The 23,380-nt window shown below is 70.1% G+C and carries 27 protein-coding genes and 1 other RNA gene; 11 read left to right on the top strand and 17 right to left on the bottom strand.

Going from position 1 to position 23,380, the window contains the following annotated elements:
• Positions 1–20: 20 nt before the first annotated feature.
• The 7 genes from GGQ59_RS01980 to GGQ59_RS01950 are packed head-to-tail and all read right to left on the bottom strand — an operon-like array spanning position 21 to position 7,244.
• Positions 21–455, bottom strand: coding sequence for a thioesterase family protein (locus GGQ59_RS01980; protein ID WP_183815334.1), 435 nt, complete (start codon positions 453–455; stop codon positions 21–23).
• Positions 452–1,201 (bottom strand): HesA/MoeB/ThiF family protein, encoded by a 750-nt coding sequence (locus tag GGQ59_RS01975; RefSeq protein WP_183815332.1) that lies wholly within the window; start codon positions 1,199–1,201, stop codon positions 452–454. Before GGQ59_RS01975 ends, GGQ59_RS01980 begins: the two co-directional genes overlap by 4 nt.
• A complete protein-coding gene (gene dut / locus GGQ59_RS01970) occupies positions 1,198–1,659 on the bottom strand; it encodes a dUTP diphosphatase (RefSeq protein WP_183815330.1) in 462 nt (153 codons plus the stop codon). The genes GGQ59_RS01975 and dut overlap by 4 nt, the downstream gene beginning before the upstream one ends.
• A complete protein-coding gene (locus tag GGQ59_RS01965; protein WP_221400830.1) occupies positions 1,656–3,002 on the bottom strand; it encodes a glutamate ligase domain-containing protein in 1,347 nt (448 codons plus the stop codon). Before GGQ59_RS01965 ends, dut begins: the two co-directional genes overlap by 4 nt.
• A complete protein-coding gene (accD, locus tag GGQ59_RS01960) occupies positions 3,002–3,946 on the bottom strand; it encodes an acetyl-CoA carboxylase, carboxyltransferase subunit beta (protein WP_183815328.1) in 945 nt (314 codons plus the stop codon). Before accD ends, GGQ59_RS01965 begins: the two co-directional genes overlap by 1 nt.
• Positions 3,943–4,773: a tryptophan synthase subunit alpha gene (gene trpA / locus GGQ59_RS01955; RefSeq protein ID WP_183815326.1), complete on the bottom strand. Its 831-nt coding sequence runs from the start codon at positions 4,771–4,773 to the stop codon at positions 3,943–3,945. Before trpA ends, accD begins: the two co-directional genes overlap by 4 nt.
• Before the next feature lie 56 nt (positions 4,774–4,829).
• On the bottom strand, positions 4,830–7,244 hold the full coding sequence (locus GGQ59_RS01950; RefSeq protein WP_183815324.1) for a hybrid sensor histidine kinase/response regulator: 2,415 nt from the start codon (positions 7,242–7,244) through the stop codon (positions 4,830–4,832).
• 139 nt (positions 7,245–7,383) lie between these two features.
• On the opposite strand from GGQ59_RS01950, the gene ffs reads away from it, so the two are divergent.
• From ffs to GGQ59_RS01920, 6 genes are all read left to right on the top strand, one after another.
• Positions 7,384–7,484: signal recognition particle sRNA small type (gene ffs / locus GGQ59_RS01945), an RNA gene on the top strand.
• A gap of 88 nt (positions 7,485–7,572) precedes the next feature.
• On the top strand, positions 7,573–7,881 hold the full coding sequence (locus GGQ59_RS01940; RefSeq protein ID WP_221400829.1) for a SemiSWEET transporter: 309 nt from the start codon (positions 7,573–7,575) through the stop codon (positions 7,879–7,881).
• A gap of 62 nt (positions 7,882–7,943) precedes the next feature.
• Complete coding sequence (locus tag GGQ59_RS01935) at positions 7,944–8,354, top strand: hypothetical protein (protein ID WP_183815322.1); 411 nt, start codon at positions 7,944–7,946, stop codon at positions 8,352–8,354.
• Positions 8,351–8,581, top strand: coding sequence for a helix-turn-helix domain-containing protein (locus tag GGQ59_RS01930; protein WP_183815320.1), 231 nt, complete (start codon positions 8,351–8,353; stop codon positions 8,579–8,581). The genes GGQ59_RS01935 and GGQ59_RS01930 overlap by 4 nt, the downstream gene beginning before the upstream one ends.
• A gap of 48 nt (positions 8,582–8,629) precedes the next feature.
• The gene (locus GGQ59_RS01925) at positions 8,630–10,234 is read left to right on the top strand and encodes a DNA polymerase III subunit gamma/tau (protein WP_183815318.1); all 1,605 of its coding nucleotides are present in this window, start codon (positions 8,630–8,632) and stop codon (positions 10,232–10,234) included.
• Positions 10,231–10,554, top strand: a complete 324-nt coding sequence (locus GGQ59_RS01920; RefSeq protein ID WP_183815316.1) for a YbaB/EbfC family nucleoid-associated protein — start codon at positions 10,231–10,233, stop codon at positions 10,552–10,554. The genes GGQ59_RS01925 and GGQ59_RS01920 overlap by 4 nt, the downstream gene beginning before the upstream one ends.
• Before the next feature lie 9 nt (positions 10,555–10,563).
• On the opposite strand, the gene GGQ59_RS01915 is transcribed toward GGQ59_RS01920, so the two are convergent.
• From GGQ59_RS01915 to hppD, 4 genes are read right to left on the bottom strand one after another with little or no spacing between them, the layout of a single operon-like run.
• Entirely contained in the window at positions 10,564–11,577 is a 1,014-nt protein-coding gene (locus GGQ59_RS01915; RefSeq protein ID WP_183815315.1) for a fumarylacetoacetate hydrolase family protein, read from the bottom strand.
• 27 nt (positions 11,578–11,604) lie between these two features.
• The gene (gene maiA, locus GGQ59_RS01910) at positions 11,605–12,246 is read right to left on the bottom strand and encodes a maleylacetoacetate isomerase (protein WP_183816663.1); all 642 of its coding nucleotides are present in this window, start codon (positions 12,244–12,246) and stop codon (positions 11,605–11,607) included.
• On the bottom strand, positions 12,246–12,803 hold the full coding sequence (locus GGQ59_RS01905) for a VOC family protein (protein WP_183815314.1): 558 nt from the start codon (positions 12,801–12,803) through the stop codon (positions 12,246–12,248). The genes maiA and GGQ59_RS01905 overlap by 1 nt, the downstream gene beginning before the upstream one ends.
• Positions 12,803–13,888 carry a 4-hydroxyphenylpyruvate dioxygenase gene (hppD, locus tag GGQ59_RS01900; RefSeq protein ID WP_183815313.1) on the bottom strand — a complete coding sequence of 362 codons (1,086 nt, stop codon included), beginning with the start codon at positions 13,886–13,888 and terminating at the stop codon, positions 12,803–12,805. Before hppD ends, GGQ59_RS01905 begins: the two co-directional genes overlap by 1 nt.
• 88 nt (positions 13,889–13,976) lie before the next feature.
• Here hppD and GGQ59_RS01895 point away from each other — a divergent pair, with 88 nt between their 5' ends.
• Positions 13,977–14,450, top strand: a complete 474-nt coding sequence (locus tag GGQ59_RS01895; protein ID WP_183815312.1) for a MarR family winged helix-turn-helix transcriptional regulator — start codon at positions 13,977–13,979, stop codon at positions 14,448–14,450.
• Between the two features lies 1 nt (position 14,451).
• Here GGQ59_RS01895 and GGQ59_RS01890 read toward each other — a convergent pair whose 3' ends face one another.
• Entirely contained in the window at positions 14,452–15,747 is a 1,296-nt protein-coding gene (locus GGQ59_RS01890) for an MFS transporter (RefSeq protein WP_425511345.1), read from the bottom strand.
• Between the two features lie 138 nt (positions 15,748–15,885).
• Between GGQ59_RS01890 and GGQ59_RS01885 the strand changes: the two genes are divergently transcribed.
• On the top strand, positions 15,886–17,067 hold the full coding sequence (locus GGQ59_RS01885) for a Gfo/Idh/MocA family protein (RefSeq protein ID WP_183815311.1): 1,182 nt from the start codon (positions 15,886–15,888) through the stop codon (positions 17,065–17,067).
• 38 nt (positions 17,068–17,105) lie between these two features.
• Positions 17,106–17,711 carry a recombination mediator RecR gene (gene recR / locus GGQ59_RS01880; protein ID WP_183815310.1) on the top strand — a complete coding sequence of 202 codons (606 nt, stop codon included), beginning with the start codon at positions 17,106–17,108 and terminating at the stop codon, positions 17,709–17,711.
• On the opposite strand, the gene GGQ59_RS01875 is transcribed toward recR, so the two are convergent.
• Positions 17,708–18,412, bottom strand: a complete 705-nt coding sequence (locus GGQ59_RS01875) for a DUF4893 domain-containing protein (RefSeq protein WP_183815308.1) — start codon at positions 18,410–18,412, stop codon at positions 17,708–17,710. The genes recR and GGQ59_RS01875 overlap by 4 nt on opposite strands.
• A gap of 67 nt (positions 18,413–18,479) precedes the next feature.
• A complete protein-coding gene (ahcY, locus tag GGQ59_RS01870) occupies positions 18,480–19,871 on the bottom strand; it encodes an adenosylhomocysteinase (protein WP_183815306.1) in 1,392 nt (463 codons plus the stop codon).
• Between the two features lie 204 nt (positions 19,872–20,075).
• On the opposite strand from ahcY, the gene phoU reads away from it, so the two are divergent.
• On the top strand, positions 20,076–20,795 hold the full coding sequence (gene phoU, locus GGQ59_RS01865; protein ID WP_183815304.1) for a phosphate signaling complex protein PhoU: 720 nt from the start codon (positions 20,076–20,078) through the stop codon (positions 20,793–20,795).
• 11 nt (positions 20,796–20,806) lie between these two features.
• Positions 20,807–21,496 carry a phosphate regulon transcriptional regulator PhoB gene (gene phoB / locus GGQ59_RS01860; RefSeq protein ID WP_183815302.1) on the top strand — a complete coding sequence of 230 codons (690 nt, stop codon included), beginning with the start codon at positions 20,807–20,809 and terminating at the stop codon, positions 21,494–21,496.
• 4 nt (positions 21,497–21,500) lie between these two features.
• Here the strand turns inward: phoB and GGQ59_RS01855 are convergent, their stop codons facing one another.
• The 3 genes from GGQ59_RS01855 to GGQ59_RS01845 form a co-directional block, all read right to left on the bottom strand.
• Complete coding sequence (locus GGQ59_RS01855; RefSeq protein ID WP_183816658.1) at positions 21,501–22,442, bottom strand: tyrosine recombinase XerC; 942 nt, start codon at positions 22,440–22,442, stop codon at positions 21,501–21,503.
• Between the two features lie 34 nt (positions 22,443–22,476).
• Positions 22,477–22,686, bottom strand: coding sequence for a hypothetical protein (locus tag GGQ59_RS01850; protein ID WP_183815300.1), 210 nt, complete (start codon positions 22,684–22,686; stop codon positions 22,477–22,479).
• Positions 22,687–22,752: 66 nt separating this feature from the next.
• On the bottom strand, positions 22,753–23,328 hold the full coding sequence (locus GGQ59_RS01845) for a hypothetical protein (protein WP_183815298.1): 576 nt from the start codon (positions 23,326–23,328) through the stop codon (positions 22,753–22,755).
• Positions 23,329–23,380: the final 52 nt, after the last annotated feature.

The raw sequence follows: 23,380 nt of genomic DNA, 5'->3' as shown, positions 1-23,380 counted from the left end.
TAAGAAGCGATGGGCCCGCTTCAAACGCGGTGCCCCGATGGCACGAGGCCGAAGGCTTCGAGAACGTCGTCGCCGACGCGCAAGGGCCGGCCCGTCGCGCTCTCGAGCATGAGCCACGTCGTCACGGCTCGGCAGGAGAAGCGCTTGGCGCCGGGCTTCCGGACGTCGACGTGCCGGTCGAAGCGCGGACCCGAGACGCGGCCGAGCCACGTGCGCACCTCGACCTCTTCGCCCTCGAGCACGGGCTCGCGATAGTCGACCTCGTGCCGCAGGCAGACCCAGTGGACGCGCGCCTTCACCGCGTCGGGCGCGACGGCGAACCAGTGCTCGACGCCCGCGTCCTGGACCCAGGTCACGTAGACGGCGTTGTTGACGTGGCCGAGGGCGTCGATGTCGCCCGGCTGCGCGACCCTGCGGGTCAGGCGGGCGGTCTCGAAGCTGACGGGGCCCGTCACCGCTTCGGGCCGCAGACGGGGCAGGCGGGGTCCCGGCGCAGGATTACGGTCCGCATGCTGCCCATCAGGCCGTCATAGAGGCGCAGCTGCCGGTCGAGCGCGCCGGACATGCCGCAAAGGTGCTTGACCGCCTCGGCGGCCGCGACCGTGCCGACGACGCCCGTGATCGCGCCGAGGACGCCCTCGCGTTCGCAAGCGGCCTCGTCGTCAGGCGCGCTCGGCACCAGGCAGGCGTAGCAGGGATGATCGCCCATGCCGGGGCGGAAGAGGGCGACCTGGCCGGTGAAGCGTCCGACCGCCGCCGACAGCAGGGGCTTGCCTGCCTCGAGGCAGGCCTTGTTGACGACGTAGCGCGGCGCGTAGCGGTCGAGCCCTTCGATGACGAGGTCGTAGCGCCTGACGAGCGCGGTCGCGTTCGCCTCAGTCAGGTAGCCGTCATGCACGGACCAGTTCACGTCCGGGTTGAGGCCCGACAGGCGCGAGGCCGCCGTCCCCGCCTTGCGCCGTCCGATGTCCTCGGTCCGGAAGATGACCTGCCGCTGCAGGTTCGACAGCTCGATCACGTCGCCGTCGCAGACGCCGATCCGCCCGATCCCGGCCGCGGCGAGGTAACCCAGCGCCGGGCAGCCGATCGCGCCCGCGCCGACGACGAGGACGGAGGCGGAGAGGAGCGCCTGCTGGCCCTGGCCGCCGATCTCCGGCAGCAGGATGTGACGCTTGTAGCGTTCGGTCTGCTGCGGCGTCATCGGCCGGTCGACCCGAAGCCGCCCGTTCCGCGAAGGGTCTCCGGCAGCGCCTCGGCGGTCTCGAAGCGGGCGAGGCTGACGGGGGCGACGACCGCCTGCGCGATGCGTTCGCCCCGCTGGACCAGGAAGTCCGCCGACCCGTGATTGATCAGGATCACACGCACCTCTCCGCGATAGTCCGCATCGACCGTCCCCGGGCTGTTCAGCACCGTCACCGCGTGCTTCGCCGCGAGGCCGGAGCGCGGACGCACCTGCATCTCGTAGCCTTGGGGCAGGGCGACGCACAGGCCGGTCGGGACCATGGCCGTCCCGCCAGGGGGGATCGTCAGAGGCGCGTCCTCCGGCACCGCGGCGCGCAGGTCGGCCCCGGCGGCCCCTTCGGTCTCGTAGGCCGGCAGCGGCAGGCCTTCGGCCGAGGGCAGGACGCGGATCAGCACTTCGGGACGGTCGGTCGTCATCCGTTCTCCTCCAGAACCTCGCCGGCGAGGTAGAGCGAGCCGCAGATCAGGATCCGGGGCATGCCCTCGCCGGACAGCGCCGCCTGGTCCATGGCGCGCACGAGCGCCTCTGCGACGCTGCCGCCCGCCTCCGCCGGCAGCCCCGCGCTCCGCGCGGTCGCCGCCAGCGCGTCGGGCTTGGCCGCCGAGTCCTTGTCCGCCGCCACGGTCAGGACGAGCGAGGCGAGGTCGGCGAAGGGCTCGAAGTAGCCGCGCGCGTCCTTGTTCGCCTGCATGCCGGCGACGAGGATCAGGGGCCGCGGGCTCCGTTCCTCGAGGTCGGCCATGGCGCGCGCGACGGCCCGGCCCGCATGGGGGTTGTGGCCGCCGTCGAGCCACAACTCCGCCGCCTCGCCGCCGCCCGACACGTGCCGCTCGGCGAGGCGCACCAGCGGACCGCGGCGCAGGCGTTGAAGGCGGGCGGGCCACTCCGCCGCTTCGAGGCCGAGCGACAGGAGGTCGTCGGGCGGCGCGAGCCCGGCCGCCTTGACCGCCGCGACGGCGAGCGCCGCGTTGTCGACCTGATGCGCGCCCGGCAGGCGGGGCAAAGAGAGGTCGGAGAGGCCTTCCTCGTCCTGATAGACGAGGCGTCCGCCCTCGGACACCGCCGTCCAGTCCTGGCCGAAGACGTGCGGGTTCGCGCCGACCGCGAGCGCGCGGCTCTCCAGCACGGCGAGCACTTCGGGCCGCTGCGGCCCCGTCACGAAGCGGGCGCCCGCCTTCAGGATGCCGGCCTTCTCGTAGGCGATCTCCTCCAGCGTCTCGCCGAGCCAGTCCTGGTGGTCGAACGCCACCGGCGTCACGACGCAGGCCCGGGGCGCGCTCACCACGTTGGTCGCGTCGAGCCTGCCGCCGAGACCCGTCTCGAGAAGGACGACGTCGGCGGGCTCCCGTTCGAACAGCAAGAAGGCGGCGGCCGTCACCGCCTCGAAGTAGGTCAGCGGCAGGTCGCCCGCCGCCGCCTCGCAGGCGCCGAGCGTCTCTGCGAACGCCTCGTCGCTGACCTCCTGGCCCGCGACGACGATCCGCTCGTTGAAACGCACGAGGTGGGGCGAGGTGTAGACGTGGCAGCGCAGGCCCCCGGCCGCGAGGATCGCGCGCATGTAGGCGATCACCGATCCCTTGCCGTTGGTCCCGGCGACGTGGATCACGGGCGGCAGGCGGTCCTGCGGGTCGCCGAGGCGGGACAGCGCCTTGCGGATGCGGCCGAGGCCCAGCTCCATCTCCGCGGGGGCCTGAGCCGAGAGCCGGGCGAGCCGCCGCTGAACCTCCGCAGCCGCCGCTGTGGCGGGCGTTCGGGTCACTACTCGGCCGCCCTCGGCATCTCGTCGGCGGCGAGGGCGTCGTCATTGGCGGGCGCGGAGGCGGCGCCCGCGGCGACGTGCTGCGTCTTGGTCAGGACGGAGACGAGGCGCGCCAGCGTCTCTCCCAGCTCGCGGCGGTCGACGACGAGGTCGACCATGCCGTGGTCGCGCAGATATTCCGAGCGCTGGAAGCCTTCCGGCAGCTGCTCGCGGATCGTCTGCTCGATCACGCGGGGGCCCGCGAAGCCGATCAGGGCGCCGGGCTCGGCGAGCTGGACGTCGCCCAGCATGGCGTAGGAGGCGGTGACGCCGCCCGTCGTCGGGTGGGTCAGGACGACGATGTAGGGAAGCCCTGCCTCGCGCATCATCTGCACGGCGATGGTGGTGCGCGGCATCTGCATCAAGGACAGGATGCCTTCCTGCATGCGCGCGCCGCCCGACGCGGTGAAGACGATGAGGGGACGCCGCTCGGCGACCGCCGTCTCCGCCGCGCGGATCAGGCCCTCGCCGAGGCCCATGCCCATCGAGCCGCCCATGAAGGCGAAGTTCTGGACCACGGCGACGACGGGCAGGCTCCCCGCCTGGTGCGACAGCGCGCCCTTGGCGATGATGAGGGCGTCCTTCTCGCCGGTCTTCTTGCGATAGTCGCGCAGGCGGTCGGCGTACTTCTTGGTGTCCCTGAACTTCAGCGGATCGTCCGGCACTTCGGGCAGGGCGACCTTGGACCACGCACCGTGACCGAAGAGGCTGTGTAGCCGTTCCTCGGCGCCCAGCGGCAGGTGGTGGGAGCAGGACGGGCAGACATGCGCGTTCGCCTCCAGGTCCTTCGAGAAGACCATCTCCTCGCAGGACGGGCACTTCGTCCACAGGCCGGACGTATCGTCGTCCCGGTGCCGGAACATCTTCTTGATGCCCGGCGGCGTGATGTCAGCGAACCAGTTCACAAAGCCTCGGAAGGTTGGCGAGCCGCCCTGATAGCGCGCGACAGCCGCGACGCCAAATCGAGGACCGCATCGCGCGCGGCGGCTTCGCCATCGGGCAGTCCTGCGGCCAGCGCCTCGATCAGGGCGGACCCCACGACGACCGCGTCCGCGTCGCGCGCGACCTCCGCCGCGCGCGCCTCGGTCTTGACGCCGAAGCCCACCGCGACGGGCAGCCCGGAGGCGCTTCTCAGGCGCGAGACGGCGGTCGCGACCGCGCCCGCCTCTCCCGTCGCGCCGCCGGTAATGCCCGCGACCGAGACGTAGTAGACGAAGCCGGAGCTGTTCCTGACCACGCTCGGCAGGCGCGCCTCGTCCGTCGTCGGCGTGGCGAGCCGGACGAAGTCGAGCTCCGCCTTCCGCGCTGGCAGGCAGAGCTCCTCGTCTTCCTCCGGGGGCAGGTCGACGACGATCAGGCCGTCGACGCCGGCGGCCTTCGCGTCCTTGAGGAAGCGCTCGACCCCGTAGGCGTAGATCGGGTTGTAGTAGCCCATGAGGACGATGGGGGTCTCCTGGTCCTCCTCCCGGAAGGCCGAGACGAGGTCCAGGGTGCGCCGCAGGGTCTGCCCCGCCGCGAGCGCCCGCTGCCCTGCGAGTTGGATCGCCGGGCCGTCCGCCATGGGATCCGTGAAGCAGACGCCGAGCTCGATCAGATCGGCCCCCGCCCCGGGCAGGGCCCGCACGATCTCGAGGCTCGCCTCGTAGGACGGATCGCCCGCCATGACGAAGGGAATGAAGGCGGCGCGGTTCTCGGCGCGCAAACGGTCGAAGCGTCGGGCGATGCGGGACATGACGCCGGGATGGCGCGCGAGGGGCGCTTTGGCAAGCGGCCGCATCGCGGGCACCGTCAGCTCGCCGCGCGAACCGTGATTTCGTCCTCGGTCTCGGCCGTCCACCGTTCGAGCGTGGCGGTCAGCGCGTCCTTCTTGATCGGCTTGGTCAGGTAGTCGTCCATGTCGTGACGAAGGCAGGTCTCGCGTTGCCCTTCGAGCGCATGGGCGGTGAGGCAGACGATCGGCGTACGTCGGCGCGCCTCTCGCCTCTCCAGGGCGCGAATCGCCGCGGTCGCCTGGTAGCCGTCCATCTTCGGCATGGAGAGGTCCATCAGGATGACGTCGAAGCAGCTCGCCTTGCACGCCTCGAAGGCGGCCTCTCCGTCCTCCGCGAAGGTGACGGCGTAGCGTTCGGCGTCGATCAGGCTGCCGAGCACCATGCGGTTGACCTGGTTGTCGTCCGCCGCGAGCACCCGCAGCGCGCCGAGCGCCGCCGACGTTCGAGGCGACGCCGGGGCGGGTGCCGCGAGGTCGGGCGCGTCGTCCTTGATCAGCGTCTCGGACAGGGTCCGGTAGAGCGCCGCGGCGCGCACCGGCTTGACGAGGTAGCCTTCGGTCCCGAGCGCGCGGAAGGCGGAGACGACCGCATCGTCGTCCGAAGAGGACAGGACCACGACCCGGACCGGGTTCAAAACGGTGCTGTCGCTGATGTGCTGAGCGACGGCGAGGCCGTCCATCTCGGGCATGTGGTAGTCGAGGAGGACCGCGTCGTAGGGCACGCCGTCCTGGGCGGCCCGCTCCAAGAGGTCGACCGCCTGACGCCCGCCGCCCGCACGGGTCGGGCTCAGGCCCCAGGCGCGGCACTGCTCCTCGAGGATGTCGAGGTTCACCGCGACGTCGTCGACGAGAAGCACGCGGACGGCGGGAAGCGGCGCCGCCGGGTAGCGGGGTTGGCCCGGTTCCGTCGAGACCGGCAGCGGGATCTCGACGACGAAGGTCGAGCCCTTGCCGACCTCGGAACGCACGTCGATCCCGCCGCCCATCATCCGGGCGAGGCGAAGCGAGATGGAAAGGCCGAGGCCCGTGCCGCCATAGAGGCGGGTGGTCGAGTTCTCGGCCTGCGCGAACTCCTCGAAGATGCTTTCGAGCTTGTCTTCGGGGATGCCGATGCCCGTGTCCCGCACCGCGATGCGCCAAAGGGGCCCGTCCGGCCCCTGTGCCGCGCCGACGTCGACCAGGACGTAGCCTTCGGAGGTGAACTTGACGGCGTTGCCCGCGAGGTTCGTGACGACCTGGCGAATGCGGCCCGCATCGCCGACCAGCGCTTCGGGCAGGTCGGGATCGCAGCGGACCATGATCTCGATGCCCTTGTCCTGCGCGACCGGCGCGAGGAGGGCGGCAACGTCCTCGACGGCCGCCCGAAGGTCGAAGGGGGCGGGCGCGAGCTCGAGCTTGCCCGCCTCGATCTTCGAGAAGTCGAGGACGTCGTTGATGACCGTGAGCAGCGCGTTTCCCGACCGGAAGATGGTGTCCGCGTAGTTGCGCTGACGGTCGGTGAGGTCGCTCTCGAGCAGAAGCTCGGACATGCCGAGGACGCCGTTCATCGGGGTCCGGATCTCGTGGGACATGTTGGCGAGGAAGGCGGACTTGGCTTGGCTCGCCGCCTCTGCACGCCCCTTGGCTTCTTCGAGCTCGACGTTGCGGGCCGCGAGCTCGTCCGCCAGGGCGCGGAGCCGGTCGGCCTCGGCCGCCTTGAGGCGGGTCGAGGTCTGGTCGACGACGGACGCGCCGAGGCTCACGCCGAGGACGAGGAGGACGGCGACGGCGGTGCTGGCCGCGAGGATGTTGCTGTCCCCGGTCCAGGCCTGCGCGCTCGTGTCGAGCGGCACCACCGTCAATGCGGCCATGCCGATGAAGTGGATGGCACAGATCGCCAGGGTGAAGAGGAGCGGGCTGATCACGAGCCGGGCCGAGGTGCGCTGCGTCGTGAAGAGCTGCACGCTGGCGAGGTTGAAGACGAAGCCGAGAACGAAGGAGACGACGATCATCCCCCGGTCCCAGACCAGGAGGGCGCTCGCATTGTAGGCCGACATACCGAAGTAGTGCATGGCGCCGATCGCGATCGTGAGCGCGGCGGCCGCGACCAAGCGGCAGCGCTGGCAGCCATAGCCGCGCATGACGGGCACGATGCTGAACGCGAAGAGGACGCAGGCGATCCCGAGCGAACCCAGCGTTCGCGGCAAGGAGATGCCGCGCTCGATCTCGTAGACGTAGCCTAGCATGGCGATGAAGTGGGTCGCCCAGACCCCGCATCCCGCCGCGAGGCCGCCGATCAGGATCCAGCGGACCTTATGGCTTCGCACCTGCGCGCGGGCGGCGCGATCCCAAAGGCTGACGACCGTGAAGCTGCAAAGCACGCAGACCGCCGCGGCGATCAGCACCAGCTGCCACTCGTGCTCCTGCGTCAGGCACGTCAGAAGTGCATTCATATCAGGATGACCTGTCCCCCAGCTTCTCGGGAGCATCGGATCGAAGGCTTAGAAAGGTCTGACCGCCGAGATCACAAACGCGTGATTAGCGTTGGCGCGCTGCGGCCTTGCATCGGGAGAGTAGGCTTGCGACATGCTCCTCGGAAGGTCGCGCGGACGGACGCCTCGCCAACCCGGTCAGGTCCGGAAGGAAGCAGCCGCAACGAGTTCTCGTTCGGGTCGTGTCGGCCTTCCACCTCTCTCTTTTTCCTGCCCCTACCGCTCGCGATCGCTCGCTACTTGAGGGGCGCGCGCCGATGGCGCGGTCGCAGCTGTGAAGGGCGGTTCGGTGGGCATCGCTTCGGTACTCGGCCTCCTGGCGGCCTTCCTCACGACGTCGTCCTTCCTGCCGCAGGCGTTGCTCGTCCTTCGGACCCGGAACACGGCCGGCATCTCCCTGACCATGTACGCCATGTTCACGAGCGGGGTCGCGTTCTGGCTCATCTATGGCTGGCTCATCGGATCGTGGCCCGTGGTGATCGCGAACGCGGCGACCCTGGCGCTCGCCTCGGTGGTCCTCGTTCTCAAGGCGCAGGCCGTTTGGCGGACCCATGCGGCGGTACGGAAGGAAAGAGCGTCGGACACGATGTTAAACTGAGTTGACATTGCGTGCAGAGTGATTACCTTCGTGTCGTAGTCATTCGACATGGGGAGAGAACGATGCCGTTTCGTGAGAAGACACTCTGGGTTCAGCTGATCGCCCTCGCGGCGGTCGCCGCCTACTTCGCCTACGACATGCATGTCGGGGGCGGGGTGAACGGCTCGCCGCCTGCCGGGATGATCGGCGCGGTGATCGCCTTCGTCGTCCTGATGGTCGTCCTGATGATCCCCGTCGCGGCGCTGACGGGCCCATCCGACAGAGAAGCGGCCAAGGACGAGCGCGATCGGGAGGCGGAGCGCCGGGGCGAGGCGGGGCGGGCCAACATCCTCGTCCTCTGCGTCCTCGCGACGCTTCTATACGCAGCCACCCATGGGGAGGGCCTGATCGCCAACGCGCTCTTCTTGTCGCTGCTTCTCGCCCAGGCGGCGGGCGCCCTGATGCAGATCCTGCACTACCGGCGCACCGCGTGAGCCGGCCGCCGATCACCAACCAGGTCCGGCGCCTGCGCTTCGAGGCGGACGAGATGACGCAAGGCGAGCTCGGCGAGCGGGCGGGCGTCACCCGCCAGACGGTCGCCGCGATCGAGAAGGGCCGCTACGCCCCCTCGCTCGAGGTCGCCTTCCGCATCGCGCACGCCTTCGGGCGGCCCCTCGAGGAGGTCTTCACCTTCCACCCCGATGGCCCGCCCGAAGGTTGAGGCGGAGCGGGGGAGGGCGCATATCGGAGGCTGCCCTCAGGAGAGCCGATGTCCGACGCCCCCGCCTACCAGGTCCTCGCGCGCAAGTACCGGCCGCAGAGCTTCGACGACTTGCTCGGGCACGACGCCATGGTGCGCACGCTCAGGAACGCGTTCCAGGCGGACAGGATCGCCCACGCCTTCATCCTGACCGGCGTGCGCGGTGTCGGGAAGACGACGACGGCGCGCATCATGGCCCGGGCGCTCAACTACGAGACGGACGAGACCGATCGCCCGACCGTCGACATGCCGGCAGAGGGCCGGCACTGCCGCGCCATCGCGGAGAGCCGGCACCCGGACGTCCTCGAGATGGACGCCGCCTCGCGCACGGGCGTCGACGACATCCGCGAGCTGATCGAGGGGGTGCGCTACGCCCCCGTCCAGGCGCGGACCAAGGTCTACATCATCGACGAAGTGCACATGCTCTCGAAGAACGCGTTCAACGCGCTCCTCAAGACGCTCGAAGAGCCCCCGCCGCACGTGAAGTTCATCTTCGCGACGACCGAGATCCGGAAGGTCCCGGTGACGGTGCTCTCGCGTTGCCAGCGCTTCGACCTTCGGCGCTTCGACGCCGAGACGCTGGCCGATCACCTCGCGGGCATCGCGGCGAAGGAAAGCGCGAGCGTCGCGCGCGAAGGCCTGCTCATGCTCGCCCGCGCGGCCGAGGGCTCGGTCCGCGACGCGCTCTCCCTCCTCGACCAGGCCCTGATCCAGCACCGGGGCGAAGGCGAGATCACGCCCGAACAGATCCGCGACATGCTCGGCCTCGCCGACCGGACGCAGAGCTGGTCGCTGCTCGAGGCCGCCCTGCGCGGCGACGGCGCGGAGGCGCTTCGGCTCTTCCGCGACCAGTACGATTCGGGCGCAGACCCCGCCGCGACCGTGCGCGACCTCCTCGAGGTCACCCACCTCCTCACCCGCGTGAAGGCGGCGGGGCCGGAAGCGGCCGCGCACGGCCGGGCGGGCAGCGCGGATGCGGACCAGGCGCGCGAGGTCGCAAAGGGCCTCTCCCTACCCGCGCTCACCCGTGCCTGGACGCTGCTGATGAAGGCGCTCGACGAGACCCACGCCGCGCCGGACCCGGCGGCGGCGGCCGAGATCGGCCTCGTCCGGCTCGCCTACGCGGCGCAGCTGCCGACGCCGGAAGAAGCGCTTCGCCAGATGAGCGGGGGCGGCACGGCCACCGCCCGCCCTAAGGAGGCGCCGGCGGTTCCCGCCCCGGCGCCAGCCCCTCAAGCCGAGCCGGAGCCCTCGGGGCCGCAGAGCCTCGAGGACATCGTCGCCCTCGCGCGAGAGCACCGCGAGGTGAAGCTCGCGACCCAGATTCAAGAGCACGTCCGGCCGGTTTCGATCGCGCCGGGCCGGCTCGAGATGGCGCTGTCCGGCCCCGTGCCGCCCGGCTTCCAAGGCGAGCTTTCGCGTGGTCTCCTGGCCTGGACGGGCACGCCCTGGCAGGTGCACGTCACCAAAGGGGCCGACGTCCTCGTCCCCACGCTGAAGGAAGCGCGCCGCGCGGCGGTCGAAGCGCACCCCTTCTACCAAGAGGCGATGGCGACCTTCCCCGGCGCCACCCTCACAGACATTCGTCCCCTGAACCCCGGAGAGTCCGAATGAAGAACTTCCAGGACATGATGAAGCAGGCCGGCGCCATGCAGGCGAAGATGGAGGAGCTTCAGGAGAAGATCGCCGGCATGGAGGTCGAGGGCACGGCAGGCGGCGGCCTCGTCCGCGTCACGATGAACGGCAAGGGCTACGCTTCGCGCGTCGCTCTCGATCCGAGCCTGATGAAGGAAGAGGAGCGCGAGGTGACCGAGGACCTCCTCACCGCCGCGATCAACGACGCGAAGTCGAAGATCGAGCGGCAGAGCCAGGACACGATGAAGGAGCTGACCGCCGGGCTTCCCCTGCCGCCCGGCATGAAGTTCCCGTTCTGACGGAGGGGTTCAGCCCGCGCGCCGGACCTGCTGCGCGATCCGCCCGAAGATCGACCGGCCGTCCGCGTCCGTCATCTCGATGCTGACGGCGTCCCCGAAGCGCAAGAAGGGCGTCTTGGGCGCGCCGCCCTCGATCGTCTCGATCATGCGGATCTCCGCGAGGCAGGAGTAGCCGACGCCGCCCTCGGCGATCGGCTTGCCGGGGCCACCCTCCATGCGGTTCGACACCGTGCCCGACCCGATGATGGTCCCGGCGCCCAGAGGCCTGCTCTTCGCGGCGTGCGCGATCAGCTGGCCGAAGTCGAAGGTCATGTCGGTGCCCGCATCGGCCCTGCCGAAGGGCTCGCCGTTGAGCCCGACCAGAAGCGGCAGGTGCAGCTTACCCTCGCGCCAGGCCCCGCCGAGTCCGTCCGGCGTCACCGCGCAGGGCGAGAAGGCCGACGACGGCTTCGACTGGAAGAATCCGAAGCCCTTGGCGAGCTCGCCGGGGATGAGGCCGCGCAGGCTCACATCGTTGCAGAGCATGACGAGGCGGACGAGGCCGCGCGCCTCTTCTGCCGTCACGCCCATCGGCACGTCGCCGGTGACGACGGCGACCTCGCCTTCCATGTCGATGCCCCAGCCCTCGTCGGTCGGCATCACGATCGGATCGCGCGGGCCGAGGAAGCTGTCCGAGCCGCCCTGATACATCAGGGGGTCGGTCCAGAAGCTCTCCGGCATCTTGGCGCCCCTCGCCCGGCGGACGAGCTCGACGTGGTTGACGTAGGCAGAGCCGTCCGCCCACTGATAGGCGCGGGGAAGGGGCGAGGCGCACTTCGTCTCGCCAAACGGCTCTCCTGCGCTCGCGTCCCGTTCGAGCGTCTCTGCGAGCGCCCGAAGCTCGGGCTCGACCGCCCTCCAGTCGTCGAGCGCGGCCTGAAGCGTCGGTGCGGCGCCGCCCGCGCCCAAGCAGCGAGACAGGTCGGCGCTGACGACGACCAGGCGGCCGTCCCGCGTGCCGTTCTTGAGCGTGGCGAGTTTCATGGGCGTGTCCTTCGTCGGCGGAGGATGTCAGGCAGGCGCGGCGTCTTGCGCCTCGGGCGCGGCGCGCGCGAAGGCGTCCAGCGCCGTGCAGGCCGCGTCGATCCGAACGATCTCGGGGTAGGGGGAGAGGTCCAGCGCGTAGCGCCGGGCGTTGTAGACCTGGGGGACGAGCGTCGCCTCGAAGGCGCCCGGGCCGCCGAAGGGCAGGCGGCCTTCGAGCGTCATCGCTCGAAGCCGGGCCTCGATCGGCGCGAAGCTCTCCTCGATGAAGTGCCGGTACCAGTCCTCGATCGCCGCCTCGTCCGCACCGAACGCCGAACGCAGGCGCTTCAGCACCCGGAGGTTGTTCACGGCGTGAACGTCGCAGGCGATCGCGTAGGTCAGCTCCTGCGCGCGCACGAGTGCGTCCGGGTCGCTCGGCCACAGGGGCGGCTCGGGATGATGCCGATCGAGCCAGGTGAAGATGGCGAGCGACTGGACGACCGTCTCGCCCCCGTCCGTCACGAGCGCGGGCACGCTTCCGAACGGGTTCACCTTGCGGAACTCGTCCGAGCGCTGCGCGCCCTCGCGCAGGTCCACCTCGACGCCCTCATACGGAACGCCCTTGAGGTTCAGGGCGATCCGCACCCGGTAGGAGGTCGAGGACCGGTCGTAGCCGTAAAGGCGCATCACGAGCGCTTCGGCGGCGGGTCCCCGGCGTGAAGCCAGGCGGCGTGCTTCGGCGCGCGCTTGGTCCGCGACCACTCTTCGAGCATGTCGGGCGCGACGCGGCGAAGCTCGTCCATCTGCTCCTTCGTGCCGCAGTCGCAGGCCAGCTCGACCCTATGACCGTTGGGATCGAAGAAGTAGATCGACTTGAAGATGCCGTGATCCGTAGGCCCCAGGACCTCGACCCCATGCGCCTCGGCGCGGGCCTTCGCCTTCAGGAGGTCGTCCATCGTCGGCACGCGGAAGGCGAGGTGCTGGACCCATTTCGGCGTCTTCTCGTCCCGGCCCATCTCGGGCTGGTTCGGCAGCTCGAAGAAGGCGAGGATGTTGCCGTTCCCCGCGTCGAGGAAGACGTGCATGTAGGGGTCGTACTCGCCCGTGGACGGCACGTGGTCCTCGGCGAAGGCGACGTCGAAGGGCATGCCCATGACGTCGCGGTAGAACTCCACCGTCTCCTTCGCGTCGCGGCAGCGATAGGCGACGTGGTGCACGCCGCTCAGAGTGAACTCTTCGGCCATCACGCAGGCTCCTTCGTCTTCAGGACGCCCCGGCGGACCTGGTCGCGCTCCATCGATTCGAAGAGCGCCTTGAAGTTGCCTTCGCCGAAGCCGTCATCGCCCTTGCGCTGGATGAACTCGAAGAAGACGGGCCCGACTTGGGTCTCGGAGAAGATCTGGAGGAGGAGGCGGGCGCTGCCGTCCTCGCTCGTCCCGTCGAGGAGGATGCCGCGGGCTTTCAGCTCGTCCACGGGCTCGCCGTGGCCCGGCAGGCGCTCTTCGAGCATCTCGTAATAGGTCTCGGGCGGCGCGGTCATGAAGGGCATGCCGCGGGCCTTCAGCTTGTCCCAGGCGCCGAGGAGGTCGTCGCAGGCGAAGGCGATGTGCTGGATGCCCTCGCCGTTGAAGGCGCGCAGGAACTCCTCGATCTGGCCCTTGCCGCCCTCGCCCTCCTCGTTGAGGGGGATGCGGATCTTTCCGTCCGGCGCCGTCAGCGCCTTGGAGGTGAGGCCCGTATACTCGCCCTTGATGTCGAAGTAGCGGATCTCACGGAAGTTGAAGAGCGTCTCGTAGTAGTCCGCCCAGTAGGCCATGCGGCCCGTGTAGACGTTGTGGGTGAGGTGATCGATCACCTCGAGGCCCGCCCCTTCGGGGAAGCGCTCGGCCCCTTCGACGTACTCGAAGTCGATGTCGTAGATCGACAGCTGATCGCCGTAGCGGTCGACGAGGTACAAGATCGCCCCGCCGATGCCGCGGATCGCGGGAATGCGCAGCTCCATCGGCCCGGTCTTCACCTCCACGGGCTCGGCGCCCTGCTCGATGAGGTGATCGTAGGCCTTGCGCGCGTCCTTCACGCGGAACGCCATGCCGCAGGCGGACGGTCCGTGCTCGCGCGCGAAGAACCAGGCCGCCGAGCGCGGCTCGTAGTTGGTGATCAGGTTGATGTCGCCCTGCCGCCAGAGCTGCACGTCCTTGGAGCGGTGGTTCGCGACCTTGGTGAAGCCGATGGCCTCGAACACGGGTTCCAGCACGCCCTTCTGCGGCGCCGAGAACTCGATGAACTCGAAGCCGTCGAGCCCTGCGGGGTTTGCGAAGAGATCCGCCATGGTGTTCCTCCCGACTGATTGGTATGATTAGTTACATCGGAAACTAGTTTCATTAGAAACGACAATCGCGGCGGAAAGGCAAGATCGGATGACGGAGACGGTGCAGCGCGCGCGGGAGAGTGAACTCGTCCTCTCCGAGTTCGTGCCCTTCCGCCTGTCCGTCCTGTCGAACACCGTCTCCGAGGGGATCGCGGCGCAATACCGCGAGCGCTTCGGCCTCACGATCCCGCAATGGCGGGTGATCGCGGTCCTCGGACAGTCGCCGGACCTCGCCGCGAAGGCGATCGCCGCGCGGACCGCGATGGACAAGGTCGCGGTCAGCCGTGCGGTCGCGGGCCTCCTCGAGGCCGGGCGCATCGAGCGGCGCGTATCGCCGGCGGACGGCCGCTCCTCGCGCCTGTCCCTGACCGAGGCGGGCAGGGCGATCTACGACGAGGTCGCCGTCATCGCCCGGTCTTACGAGGCGGAACTCCTCTCGGTGCTGTCCGGCAAGGAGCGCGAGGTCCTGAACCGCATGTTGGACCGCCTCGCCAAGCAGGCGAGTCCGTCCGGTCTTTGGTGACCTAGCTCGCGGGTGCCCCCGCCGCCGGTGCGGGCGCTTCGCCCGGCAGCTCGTCGAAGCGGTCCGCGCGGGTCAGCGCCGGGAACAGCTTGAACCAGGCGAGCGCCGTGACGATCGCGGCCGTCCCGCCCAGCACCACGGCGCCGACCGGGCCCAACAGGCGCGCGGCGACCCCCGACTCGAACTCGCCGAGCTCGTTCGAGGCCGAGACGAAGATGAACGACACGGACGAGACCCGACCGCGCATGCCGTCGGGCGTCGCGAGCTGGATCAGCGACTGGCGGACGTACATCGACACCATGTCCGCGGCGCCCGAGACGCCGAGCGCGGCGAGGGACAGGACGAAGCTGGTCGACAGGCCGAAGGCCAGCATGGAGAGGCCGTAGACGAAGATCGCAGCCATCATCCATCGGCCGACCGCCTGGGTGAGCGGCGCGAAGGCGAGGCCGAGCGCCACGAGGCCGGCGCCGAAGGCGGGCGCGGCGCGCAGCGCGCCGAGGCCTTCGGTGCCGACGTGCAGGACGTCGCGCGCGAAGATCGGCAGGAGCGCGGTCGCGCCAGCGAAGAAGACGACCACGAGGTCGAGCGAGATCGCGCCGAGCACGATCTTGTTGCCCCGGACGTAAAGGAGCCCTTCCTTCATCATGGCGAGGCCGCGCTGACGTCGCGGAGGAATGTGCTTCGGCGTCTTCGCCGTCGCGATGGCGAGGAGGGCGAGGCCGATCAGGACGAGGCTGACGCCGTACACGGTCTCGGGGCCGCCGATGTAGAGGACGCCGCCGAGCGCGGGCCCCGCGATCGCCGCCGACTGAAAGCCGAGCGAGTTCCAGGCGATGGCGGCGGGCAGCTCCGCCCGCGGCACGAGGCGGGGGTAGAGCGTGTTGGCGGCGGCCGGCACGAAGGCGTTCACCGTGCCGAGGATCACCGCGACGGCGAAGATCGAGGGCAGGGCGTGCCGCGGCGCGAGGAAGGCGGTCGCGAGCAGGATGACGGTCGCGAGGAAACGGGCGGTGTTGGTCGCGATCAGGATCTTCTTGGGATCCAGGCGGTCGGCGACCTGCCCGCCGATCAGCGAGAAGAGGAGGACGGGCACGAACTGCGTCAGGCCGATCAGACCCAGGAGCAGCGCCGACTCCTCGACCGTCCGGTCGAGCCGCGCGAGGTCGTAGACCTGCCAGCCGATCGCGACGGCCTCCATCTGGCGTGCGCCCGCCAGCAGCACGCGCATGGTGAGGAAGTGCGCGTAGGGCCTGTGGCGTAGGACTTGGACGGAGGGCGTGAGGGCCAAAACGTTCACTCTCGATCGGGGCGGCCGGGCGCCCATCCGCCCCCCATCGCTCGAGTGCAAGGACTTATCCTCGCTGCGCGCGGAACGTTGAGCGGAACGTTGAGCGGGGCGGGGCGGTTAGGGACAGGCGACACCGGAGCCGATCCCATGCAGACCGAGCCTCTTCAAAGGCGCGCTTTCCTTCAAGCTTCCGTCCTCGGCCTCGGCGCGAGCCTCGCGGGCGCGGCGCTCGGACAGGAGGCGCCGCCGAACCGGCTGACCGGCCGCCCAGCACCCGAAGAGGACAACCCCCTGCCGATCGCCAGCCAGGATCAGCTCGGCTGGGCCGTGGCGGGCGTCGGCCACTTCGCGCAGAACTGGGCGATCCCCGGCATCGCGAAGGCGCGCCGCGCCAAGCTGGCAGGTCTGATCACCGGCAGTCCGGACAAGGCGGCGCGGGTCGGCGCGGCCTACGGCCTCGGCGAGGACGCCGTCCACGGCTACGACATGAAGCGCCTCGCGGACGACGACAGCGTCGACGTCGTCTACGTCATCACCCCCAACGCGCTGCACGAGGACCTCGTCATCCGCGCCTTCGAGGCGGGCAAGCACGTGATGTGCGAGAAGCCGATGGCGCCGACGCCTGCGGCCTGCCAGCGCATGATCGACGCCGGAAAGGCCGCGGGGCGCAAGCTCATGGTCGCCTACCGCGCGCACTTCGAGCCCTACAACCAGCTCGCCAAGGACCGGATGGCGGCAGGCGACCTCGGCGAGGTCTGGTACGCGGCCTCCGACCATCACCGGCCGATGGACTTGGGCGATGCGCGCGATCAGTGGCGCGCGAAGAAGGCCCTCGCGGGCGGCGGCTCGCTCGTCGACATCGGCATATACGGCCTCAACGGCCTGATCTGGTTCCTGGGCGAAGCGCCCTCGCGGGTCCGCGGCACGCTGTCGAGCCCGCCAGGCGATCCGCGCTTCGCCGAGGTCGAAGCCTTCGCCCGGGTCGAGCTCGACTTTCCCTCCGGGCGCAGCGCCGTGATCAGCTCCGGCTATACCGGCAGCGTCAAACGGATCGACCTCGTCGGCGAGAAGGTCACCGCGACCTTGAACCCCGCGACCGAGTACAGGGGGAACGCGCTCCACCTCGTCTCCGCGGACGGCACGGACGCGCCGAAGCCCGAGCAGCCCTCGGAGAGCCAGTTCGGCGCCGAGATCGACCATCTGTGCCAAGCCGTTCAGGAAGGCACGGAGATCCTGACGCCCGGCGAGATGGGCCTTAGGGACGTCGAGCTTCTAACCGCGATCTACCGCTCAGCCGAGACCGGGGATTGGGTCGAGACCGGGCGTTGAGGCTCGAAAAGGACCGCGTTCGCGCCTATCTAGAGGCCATGCAGAAGACGCCCGCCGGCCCCGAGCTCGACCACCTCATCAAGCTGCTCTCGGGGCTTCCCGGCCTCGGGCCGCGCTCGGCCAAGCGGGCGGCGCTCTACCTCCTCAAGCGCCGCGAGCAGATGATGGAGCCGCTCGCCGCCGCCCTTCACGACGCGGCCGAGAAGGTCGTCCCGTGCGACGTCTGCGGGAACTGGGACAGCCGCAACCCCTGCGCCATCTGTTCGGACCCAGAGCGCGACGACGGCACGATCTGCGTCGTGCAGGACGTCGCCGACCTTTGGGCGTTGGAGCGCGCAGGTGCGCACAGGGGCAAGTACCACGTCCTCGGCGGCGTCATCTCGCCCCTCGACGGGATCGGCCCTGACGACCTCAACATCGCCTCCCTGGCACAACGGGCGAGCGCGGCGGGCATCAAGGAGATCATCCTCGCCACCGCCGCCACGGTCGACGGTCAGACCACGGCCCACTACGTCACCGACCGGCTGGACGGCACGGGCGTCGAGGTCACGCGTCTTTCCCACGGCGTGCCCGTGGGCGGCGAGCTCGACTACCTCGACGAAGGCACCCTCGCCGCGGCGCTGAAGGCGCGGCGGCCCTTCTAGGCTCCCCGCTCGCCGATCCGTTCGAGCTCGATCACGTCGAGCCGCCCCTCGACGCCGGGCTCCGGGAGGAGGAGGCGGAAGCGGTTCTCGCCGATCCGCTCGAAGAGGCCGACCTCGTTGCGCCCTTCGGGGTAGGGCACGGGCTTCTCGCCCTGATGGTACTCCGTGCCCGCATAGGCGAGGGCGGAGAGACCGTCCGCGCCGAGGCCCGGCGCCCGGAACAGCCGTCCGGCCATGCGCTGGCTGCCGTCGGGCTTCGACAGCGTGAGGCCGTCCTTGCCCTCCTTCACGGCGCAGTCGAACCAGCCATAGGTGATGAAGGGGACGGGGCCGCCATGCTTCAGCGTGCGGCAGCGGTATCGCCCGGCGATCGGTCCGTCCGTCAGCGGCAGCGGCGCCGCCGTCAGCACCGAGGCGGACGACGCGATCATGGTCCGGTCGGCGCCGCCCGCTGCGAAGGCGTCGAAGAGCGCGGCGGCCACCGTCTCCTTGAGCCGCGCCAGGCGCACCTCGTCGGCAGGTTCGAGGGGCAGCTCGGGCGCCTGCGTCGCGGCGACCGGCCTAGCGGCGGTCCCGCTTCCGAAGGCGGGAAGGCCGAAGCCGAACCCGCCGCGCGAGCCGCCGTCATCGCCCGGGGCGAGCGGCAAGCTCTGCGAGGCGCAGGCGGCGAGGAGTCCGAGGGGGAGGAGGCGTCTCATCATGAAAGCCTTCCTGCAACCTCGGCGCCAACGCCGCCTTGTCGCCTGATTCTCAGTAGCGGCCCAAGCCTCAGTACCGGTACGCTTCGCCTTTGAACGGGCCGTTCACGTCGACGCCGATGTACTTGGCCTGCGCGTCCGTCAGCTTGGAGAGCTGCGCCCCGACCTTTTCGAGGTGCAGCGCGGCGACCTTCTCGTCCAAGTGCTTGGGCAGGACGTAGACCTTGTTGTCGTACTCGTCGCCCTTGGTGAAGAGCTCGATCTGGGCCAGCGTCTGGTTGGTGAAGCTCGCCGACATCACGAAGCTCGGGTGCCCGGTCGCGTTGCCGAGGTTCACGAGGCGCCCTTGGGACAGGAGGATCATGCGGCGGCCGGAGGGCAGCTCGATCATGTCGACCTGGTCCTTGATGTTCGTCCACTTGTAGTTCTTCAGCGCCTCGACCTGAATCTCGTTGTCGAAGTGGCCGATGTTGCAGACGATCGCCATGTCCTTGAGGAGGCGGAAGTGGTCCGCCGTCAGGACGTCCTTGTTGCCGGTCGCGGTGACGACGATGTCGGCGCGCGGCGCACCGCTTTCCATGGTGACGACCTCGTAGCCGTCCATCGCCGCCTGCAGCGCGCAGATGGGGTCGACCTCGGTCACGATCACCCGCGCGCCCGAGCCGCGCAGGCTCGCCGCCGAGCCCTTGCCGACGTCGCCATAGCCTGCGACCAGCGCGACCTTGCCGGCCATCATCGTGTCCGTGCCGCGCCGGATCGCGTCGACGAGCGACTCCTTGCAGCCATACTTGTTGTCGAACTTCGACTTGGTGACGCTGTCGTTCACGTTGATCGCGGGGAAGGGCAGCGTGCCTTCCTTCTCGCGCTGATAGAGCCTGAGGACGCCGGTCGTCGTCTCTTCCGTGACGCCTTTGATCGAGTTCTTGACCTTGGTGTAGAAGCCCGGGTCGCGCTCGAGACGCTTGCGGATGGTCGAGAACAGCGCCGCCTCTTCCTCGTTCGACGGGTTCGCGATGACGCTCTCGTCCTTCTCGGCCTGGCTGCCGAGCAGGATCAGGAGCGTCGCGTCGCCGCCGTCGTCGAGGATCATGTTCGCGACCTTGCCATCGGGCCACTCCCACAGGCGGTCGGCGTAGGCCCAGTACTCCTCCAGCGTCTCGCCCTTGGTCGCGAAGACCGGCGTGCCGTTCGCCGCGATCGCGGCGGCGGCGTGGTCCTGGGTCGAGAAGATGTTGCACGAGGCCCAGCGAACCTCCGCGCCCAGCGCTTCGAGCGTACGGATCAGGACCGCCGTCTGGATCGTCATGTGCAGCGAGCCCGCGATCCGGGCGCCCTTCAGGGGTTGGCTCGCGCCGTACTCCTCGCGCGTCGCCATCAGGCCGGGCATCTCGTGCTCGGCGATCTCGATCTCCTTCTCGCCGTACTCGGCGAGTGCGATGTCCTTGACGATGTAGTCGGCCATTGGGGGGCTCCTTGAGGTTGCCGCGCGCTTAGCGAAGGGGCCCGGCGATATAAAGGGGCGTTTATATGCCCTCGTCCCGAGGCGGCCTCGACACGCTTTACATGCGCACCCAGCGCGCCTAGGTTGTCTGGCCGCGCAGGGGACGCCGGAGACAAGAAACCGTCACACAAATCAGGCACTCCCCAGCCTCGGCAGGAGAGCGAGATGGCCTTCCCAAGGTTACGGTCACCCATAGCGCAGTTCGAGCGCATCGACGTCGCCCTCGCGACGATGGGCGGCTTCGTCGAGCAGCAGCTTTCGGACGCGACGTCCGCCTTCTCGCGCCGCGACGTCGCCCTGGCGCGCAGCGTGGCGGCGCGCGACGCGGAGACCGATGCGCGCGAACGCCGGGTCGAGGGCGCGGTGGTCGACCTCCTCGAGGCGCGGCGCCTTCCCTCGGCGGACCTTCGCCGCGCCATGGTCGCGGTCAAGATCGCCGCCGAGATGGAACGCATCGGCGACCTCTCCAAGAACATCGGCAAGCGGGTCGGCCTGATCGTGCGGCACGACCCCCACGCGCTCGGACGCGAGGCCTCCATGCCCGTCGTCCGGATGGGAGAGATCGCCCTGCGCCAGTTCTCCGGTGCGCTCGACGCGCTGTTCCGCGGCGACGCGGCCTCGGCGCGGGCGGTGCGCGACGGGGACGACCGCATCGACGACCTCTACAACTCCGTCTTCTCGGAGATCCTCGAGGTCATGGCGAAGGAGCCGGCGCTCGTCTCCTCCTTCACCCAGCTCGTCTTCGTCGCGAAGAACTTCGAGCGGATCGGGGACCACGCGACCAACATCGCCGAGCGCGTGCACTTCGCGGTCACGGGGCAGGAGATCCGCGAGGAGCGGCCCAAGGCGGACGTCACCAGCCTGGCGCCGCTCGGCGCCGGCTAGGAGGAGGGGGGATGGCGGAAACGCGCGTGCTGATCGTCGAGGACGAGGAGTCGCTGTCGACCCTTCTCGACTACAATCTGACCAAGGAAGGCTTCCTCACCGTCCTCGCCTCGGACGGCGAAGAGGGCCTTCTCAAGATCGAGGAAGAGCGGCCCGACGTCGTCGTCCTCGACTGGATGCTGCCGAAGGTTTCGGGCGTCGAGGTCTGTCGCCGGGTCCGGCAGAACGTCGAGACGCAGAACATCCCCGTCATCATGCTGACGGCTCGCGGCGACGAGACGGACCGCATCCGCGGCCTCGACATGGGCGCCGACGACTACATGGTGAAGCCGGTCTCCATGGCCGAGCTCGCCGCCCGCATCCGGGCCGTCCTGCGTCGCATCCGGCCCGCCCTGGTCGCGGAGACCGTCACGGTCGGCGACATCGAGATGGACCGGGCCGCCCACAGGGTTCGGCGCGGCGGCGAGGAGATCCACCTCGGCCCCACGGAGTTCCGCCTCCTGGACCACTTCGTTCAGAACCCCGGCCGCGTCTTCAGCCGCGAACAGCTGCTGAACGCGGTCTGGGGATCGGACGTCTTCGTCGAGGCGCGCACCGTGGACGTGCATATCGGCCGCCTCAGGAAGGCGCTCGGCAAGCACGGGCACGACGATCCGATCAGGACGGTTCGCTCGGCGGGCTACGCGCTCGAGACGAGCTGAGGCCTCAGGCTCTCGCTCGCGGGTGCGCGGCGCCGTGTACGGACAGGAGCCGTCCCGCATCGACCTCCGTGTAGCGCTGCGTGCTCGACAGGCTCGCGTGACCGAGGAGGTCCTGGATCACGCGCAGGTCCGCGCCGCGCGCCAGGAGGTGCGTCGCGAAGGCGTGGCGCAGGGCGTGCGGGGTCGCGCTCTCGGGCAGGCCGAGCTTGGGGCGAAGCTCGCGCAGGCGGCGCTGGGCGATGGCGGGCGAGAGCCTCCCGCCCCGCGCGCCGAGGAAGAGGGGCGCGGGCGAGAGCCGGGCGCGGAAGTGCCGGGCGGTCTCGTCGTCCCGGAGCGCCCGCTCATAGGACCGAAGCGCCTCCCGGACGGGCTCGAGCAGCGGCACGTCGCGATGCTTGGCTCCCTTGCCGAGCACGCGGAGCGTCGGGCCGTCCGCGGCCCCCGCGTTCAGGTCCAGCGCCTCCGAGATGCGAAGGCCCGCCCCGTAGAGGAGGGTGAAGAGCGCCGCGTCCCGCGCGCCGATCCAAAGGGCGGCGCCCTGGCGGGCGACGGTCTCGATCCTCGTCAGGCTGAGGGCGTCCTCCGCGCCGACGGGCCGGGGCAGGCGCTTCGGTGCCTTGGGCGAGCGCAACGCCGCCAGCGGCTCCAGCGGCAGGCCGGCGTGCCGATGCAGGTAGCGGTGGAAGGTCTTGAGGGCGGAGAGGTCCAGCCTGACCGTCGGGACCGCCGCGCCCTCCCGCCTGCGCGCCGCCAGGAAAGCGCGGTAGTCGCGCGTCTCGAGTGTGCGCAGGACGCGAAGCGATGCGGGCTCGCCGAGATGGTCCTGAAGGAAGGCCTCGAAGCGCTCGATCGCGCCTTCGTAGTTGCGAACCGTATAGGCGCTCGCTCGGCGCTCCGCGGCGAGGCTGCGCAGAAAGCCCGAACGAAGCGCGGCGTAGGACGGCATGGCAGCAGGCTGGGCGGGCACGGTGAACGCGCCGTTAACGGCGATCCCGCTTCTCCTCTTCGTCTTTCCCGCCGCCCGGAACCACGGCGCCCACGGCCTTGCCGGTGGTCTTCGCGGTGAAGACCGTCGTCTTGACCGCCGCGCCCGCGACGGTGCCGGTGGCGCGCGCGGCCGTGCCGACGACGCAGGCCTGCATGCTCAGAAGGATGGCGAGACAGGCGAGTCCCGAAACGGCTCTCTTCACGTTAAGTCCTTTGCGCCCCGTACGATCCTGCGCCCCTCCGGGGCCGATCGTCACGTGACGAAGGCGTCAGCGCGCCTGGCGCTGAAGGAAGGCGCGGTCCTTGGCGTAGACGACCGAGGCGCGACCGATCCGCTCGATGGCCGTCTCTACGCGCCGCAGCGTCTCGGCGATCTCGGCATGCGTCTCGAAGCCGTCGTTCGGCGGCGGCAGGTCGAGCCCTTGCTCTTCCAGGGTGAGGGGGAAGGGCGAGATCGCGTAGGTCGCGCCCTGCAGCGGCACGGAGAGCCGCTCGGCCATCGGGGCGACCAGGATATGCGCGGCCTCGGGGGCGGCCTGGGCCAGGCGCTCGACCTGCGCGCGGGCGTCGTCGTAGCGCTCGGCGAGGAGAGCGCGGGCCGCCACGTCCGGCTGGCTCGCCGCGGCGATGACGTGGCGCGCCGCGTCCCGCACGGCGCCGCCGGCTTGGTTGAGGACGTCGAGCGTCGCTTCGAGGGCCTCAATGGCCTGTATGGCGGGGCCCGCCGCGCGGCCGGTCTCGCCGTCCTCTCGGTGGATGGTGGGCTTGCGCAGCGCCCGTGACAGCGAGGCGCTGAAGTCGACGGCGGTCTCGGGGGCGGCGGACTTCCTGCGGGACAGCATCATTCGAAACTCGGCGGTGAACGTTTCGCGACGTCCTAGCGCGGCGCGTTGAACG

This window comes from Parvularcula dongshanensis, assembly GCF_014199615.1.
Taxonomy (GTDB): Bacteria; Pseudomonadota; Alphaproteobacteria; order Caulobacterales; family Parvularculaceae; genus Parvularcula; species Parvularcula dongshanensis.
Note: the sequence above shows the minus strand (reverse complement) of the source record. Positions and strands in the feature narration are given on the sequence as shown.

Bases quoted from the DNA above. Each gene is read 5' to 3' on its own strand.
- dut (WP_183815330.1), bottom strand. From the start codon at position 1,659: ATGACGACCGACCGTCCCGAAGTGCTGATCCGCGTCCTGCCCTCGGCC.
- hppD (WP_183815313.1), bottom strand. From the start codon at position 13,888: ATGGCGGATCTCTTCGCAAACCCCGCAGGGCTCGACGGCTTCGAGTTC.
- GGQ59_RS01935 (WP_183815322.1), top strand. From the start codon at position 7,944: ATGCCGTTTCGTGAGAAGACACTCTGGGTTCAGCTGATCGCCCTCGCG.
- GGQ59_RS01920 (WP_183815316.1), top strand. From the start codon at position 10,231: ATGAAGAACTTCCAGGACATGATGAAGCAGGCCGGCGCCATGCAGGCG.
- GGQ59_RS01905 (WP_183815314.1), bottom strand. From the start codon at position 12,803: ATGGCCGAAGAGTTCACTCTGAGCGGCGTGCACCACGTCGCCTATCGC.
- trpA (WP_183815326.1), bottom strand. From the start codon at position 4,773: ATGTCCCGCATCGCCCGACGCTTCGACCGTTTGCGCGCCGAGAACCGC.
- phoU (WP_183815304.1), top strand. From the start codon at position 20,076: ATGGCCTTCCCAAGGTTACGGTCACCCATAGCGCAGTTCGAGCGCATC.
- GGQ59_RS01925 (WP_183815318.1), top strand. From the start codon at position 8,630: ATGTCCGACGCCCCCGCCTACCAGGTCCTCGCGCGCAAGTACCGGCCG.
- GGQ59_RS01855 (WP_183816658.1), bottom strand. From the start codon at position 22,442: ATGCCGTCCTACGCCGCGCTTCGTTCGGGCTTTCTGCGCAGCCTCGCC.
- GGQ59_RS01915 (WP_183815315.1), bottom strand. From the start codon at position 11,577: ATGAAACTCGCCACGCTCAAGAACGGCACGCGGGACGGCCGCCTGGTC.
- GGQ59_RS01895 (WP_183815312.1), top strand. From the start codon at position 13,977: ATGACGGAGACGGTGCAGCGCGCGCGGGAGAGTGAACTCGTCCTCTCC.
- GGQ59_RS01950 (WP_183815324.1), bottom strand. From the start codon at position 7,244: ATGAATGCACTTCTGACGTGCCTGACGCAGGAGCACGAGTGGCAGCTG.
- phoB (WP_183815302.1), top strand. From the start codon at position 20,807: ATGGCGGAAACGCGCGTGCTGATCGTCGAGGACGAGGAGTCGCTGTCG.
- ahcY (WP_183815306.1), bottom strand. From the start codon at position 19,871: ATGGCCGACTACATCGTCAAGGACATCGCACTCGCCGAGTACGGCGAG.
- GGQ59_RS01885 (WP_183815311.1), top strand. From the start codon at position 15,886: ATGCAGACCGAGCCTCTTCAAAGGCGCGCTTTCCTTCAAGCTTCCGTC.
- recR (WP_183815310.1), top strand. From the start codon at position 17,106: ATGCAGAAGACGCCCGCCGGCCCCGAGCTCGACCACCTCATCAAGCTG.
- GGQ59_RS01975 (WP_183815332.1), bottom strand. From the start codon at position 1,201: ATGACGCCGCAGCAGACCGAACGCTACAAGCGTCACATCCTGCTGCCG.
- GGQ59_RS01845 (WP_183815298.1), bottom strand. From the start codon at position 23,328: ATGATGCTGTCCCGCAGGAAGTCCGCCGCCCCCGAGACCGCCGTCGAC.
- GGQ59_RS01875 (WP_183815308.1), bottom strand. From the start codon at position 18,412: ATGATGAGACGCCTCCTCCCCCTCGGACTCCTCGCCGCCTGCGCCTCG.
- maiA (WP_183816663.1), bottom strand. From the start codon at position 12,246: ATGCGCCTTTACGGCTACGACCGGTCCTCGACCTCCTACCGGGTGCGG.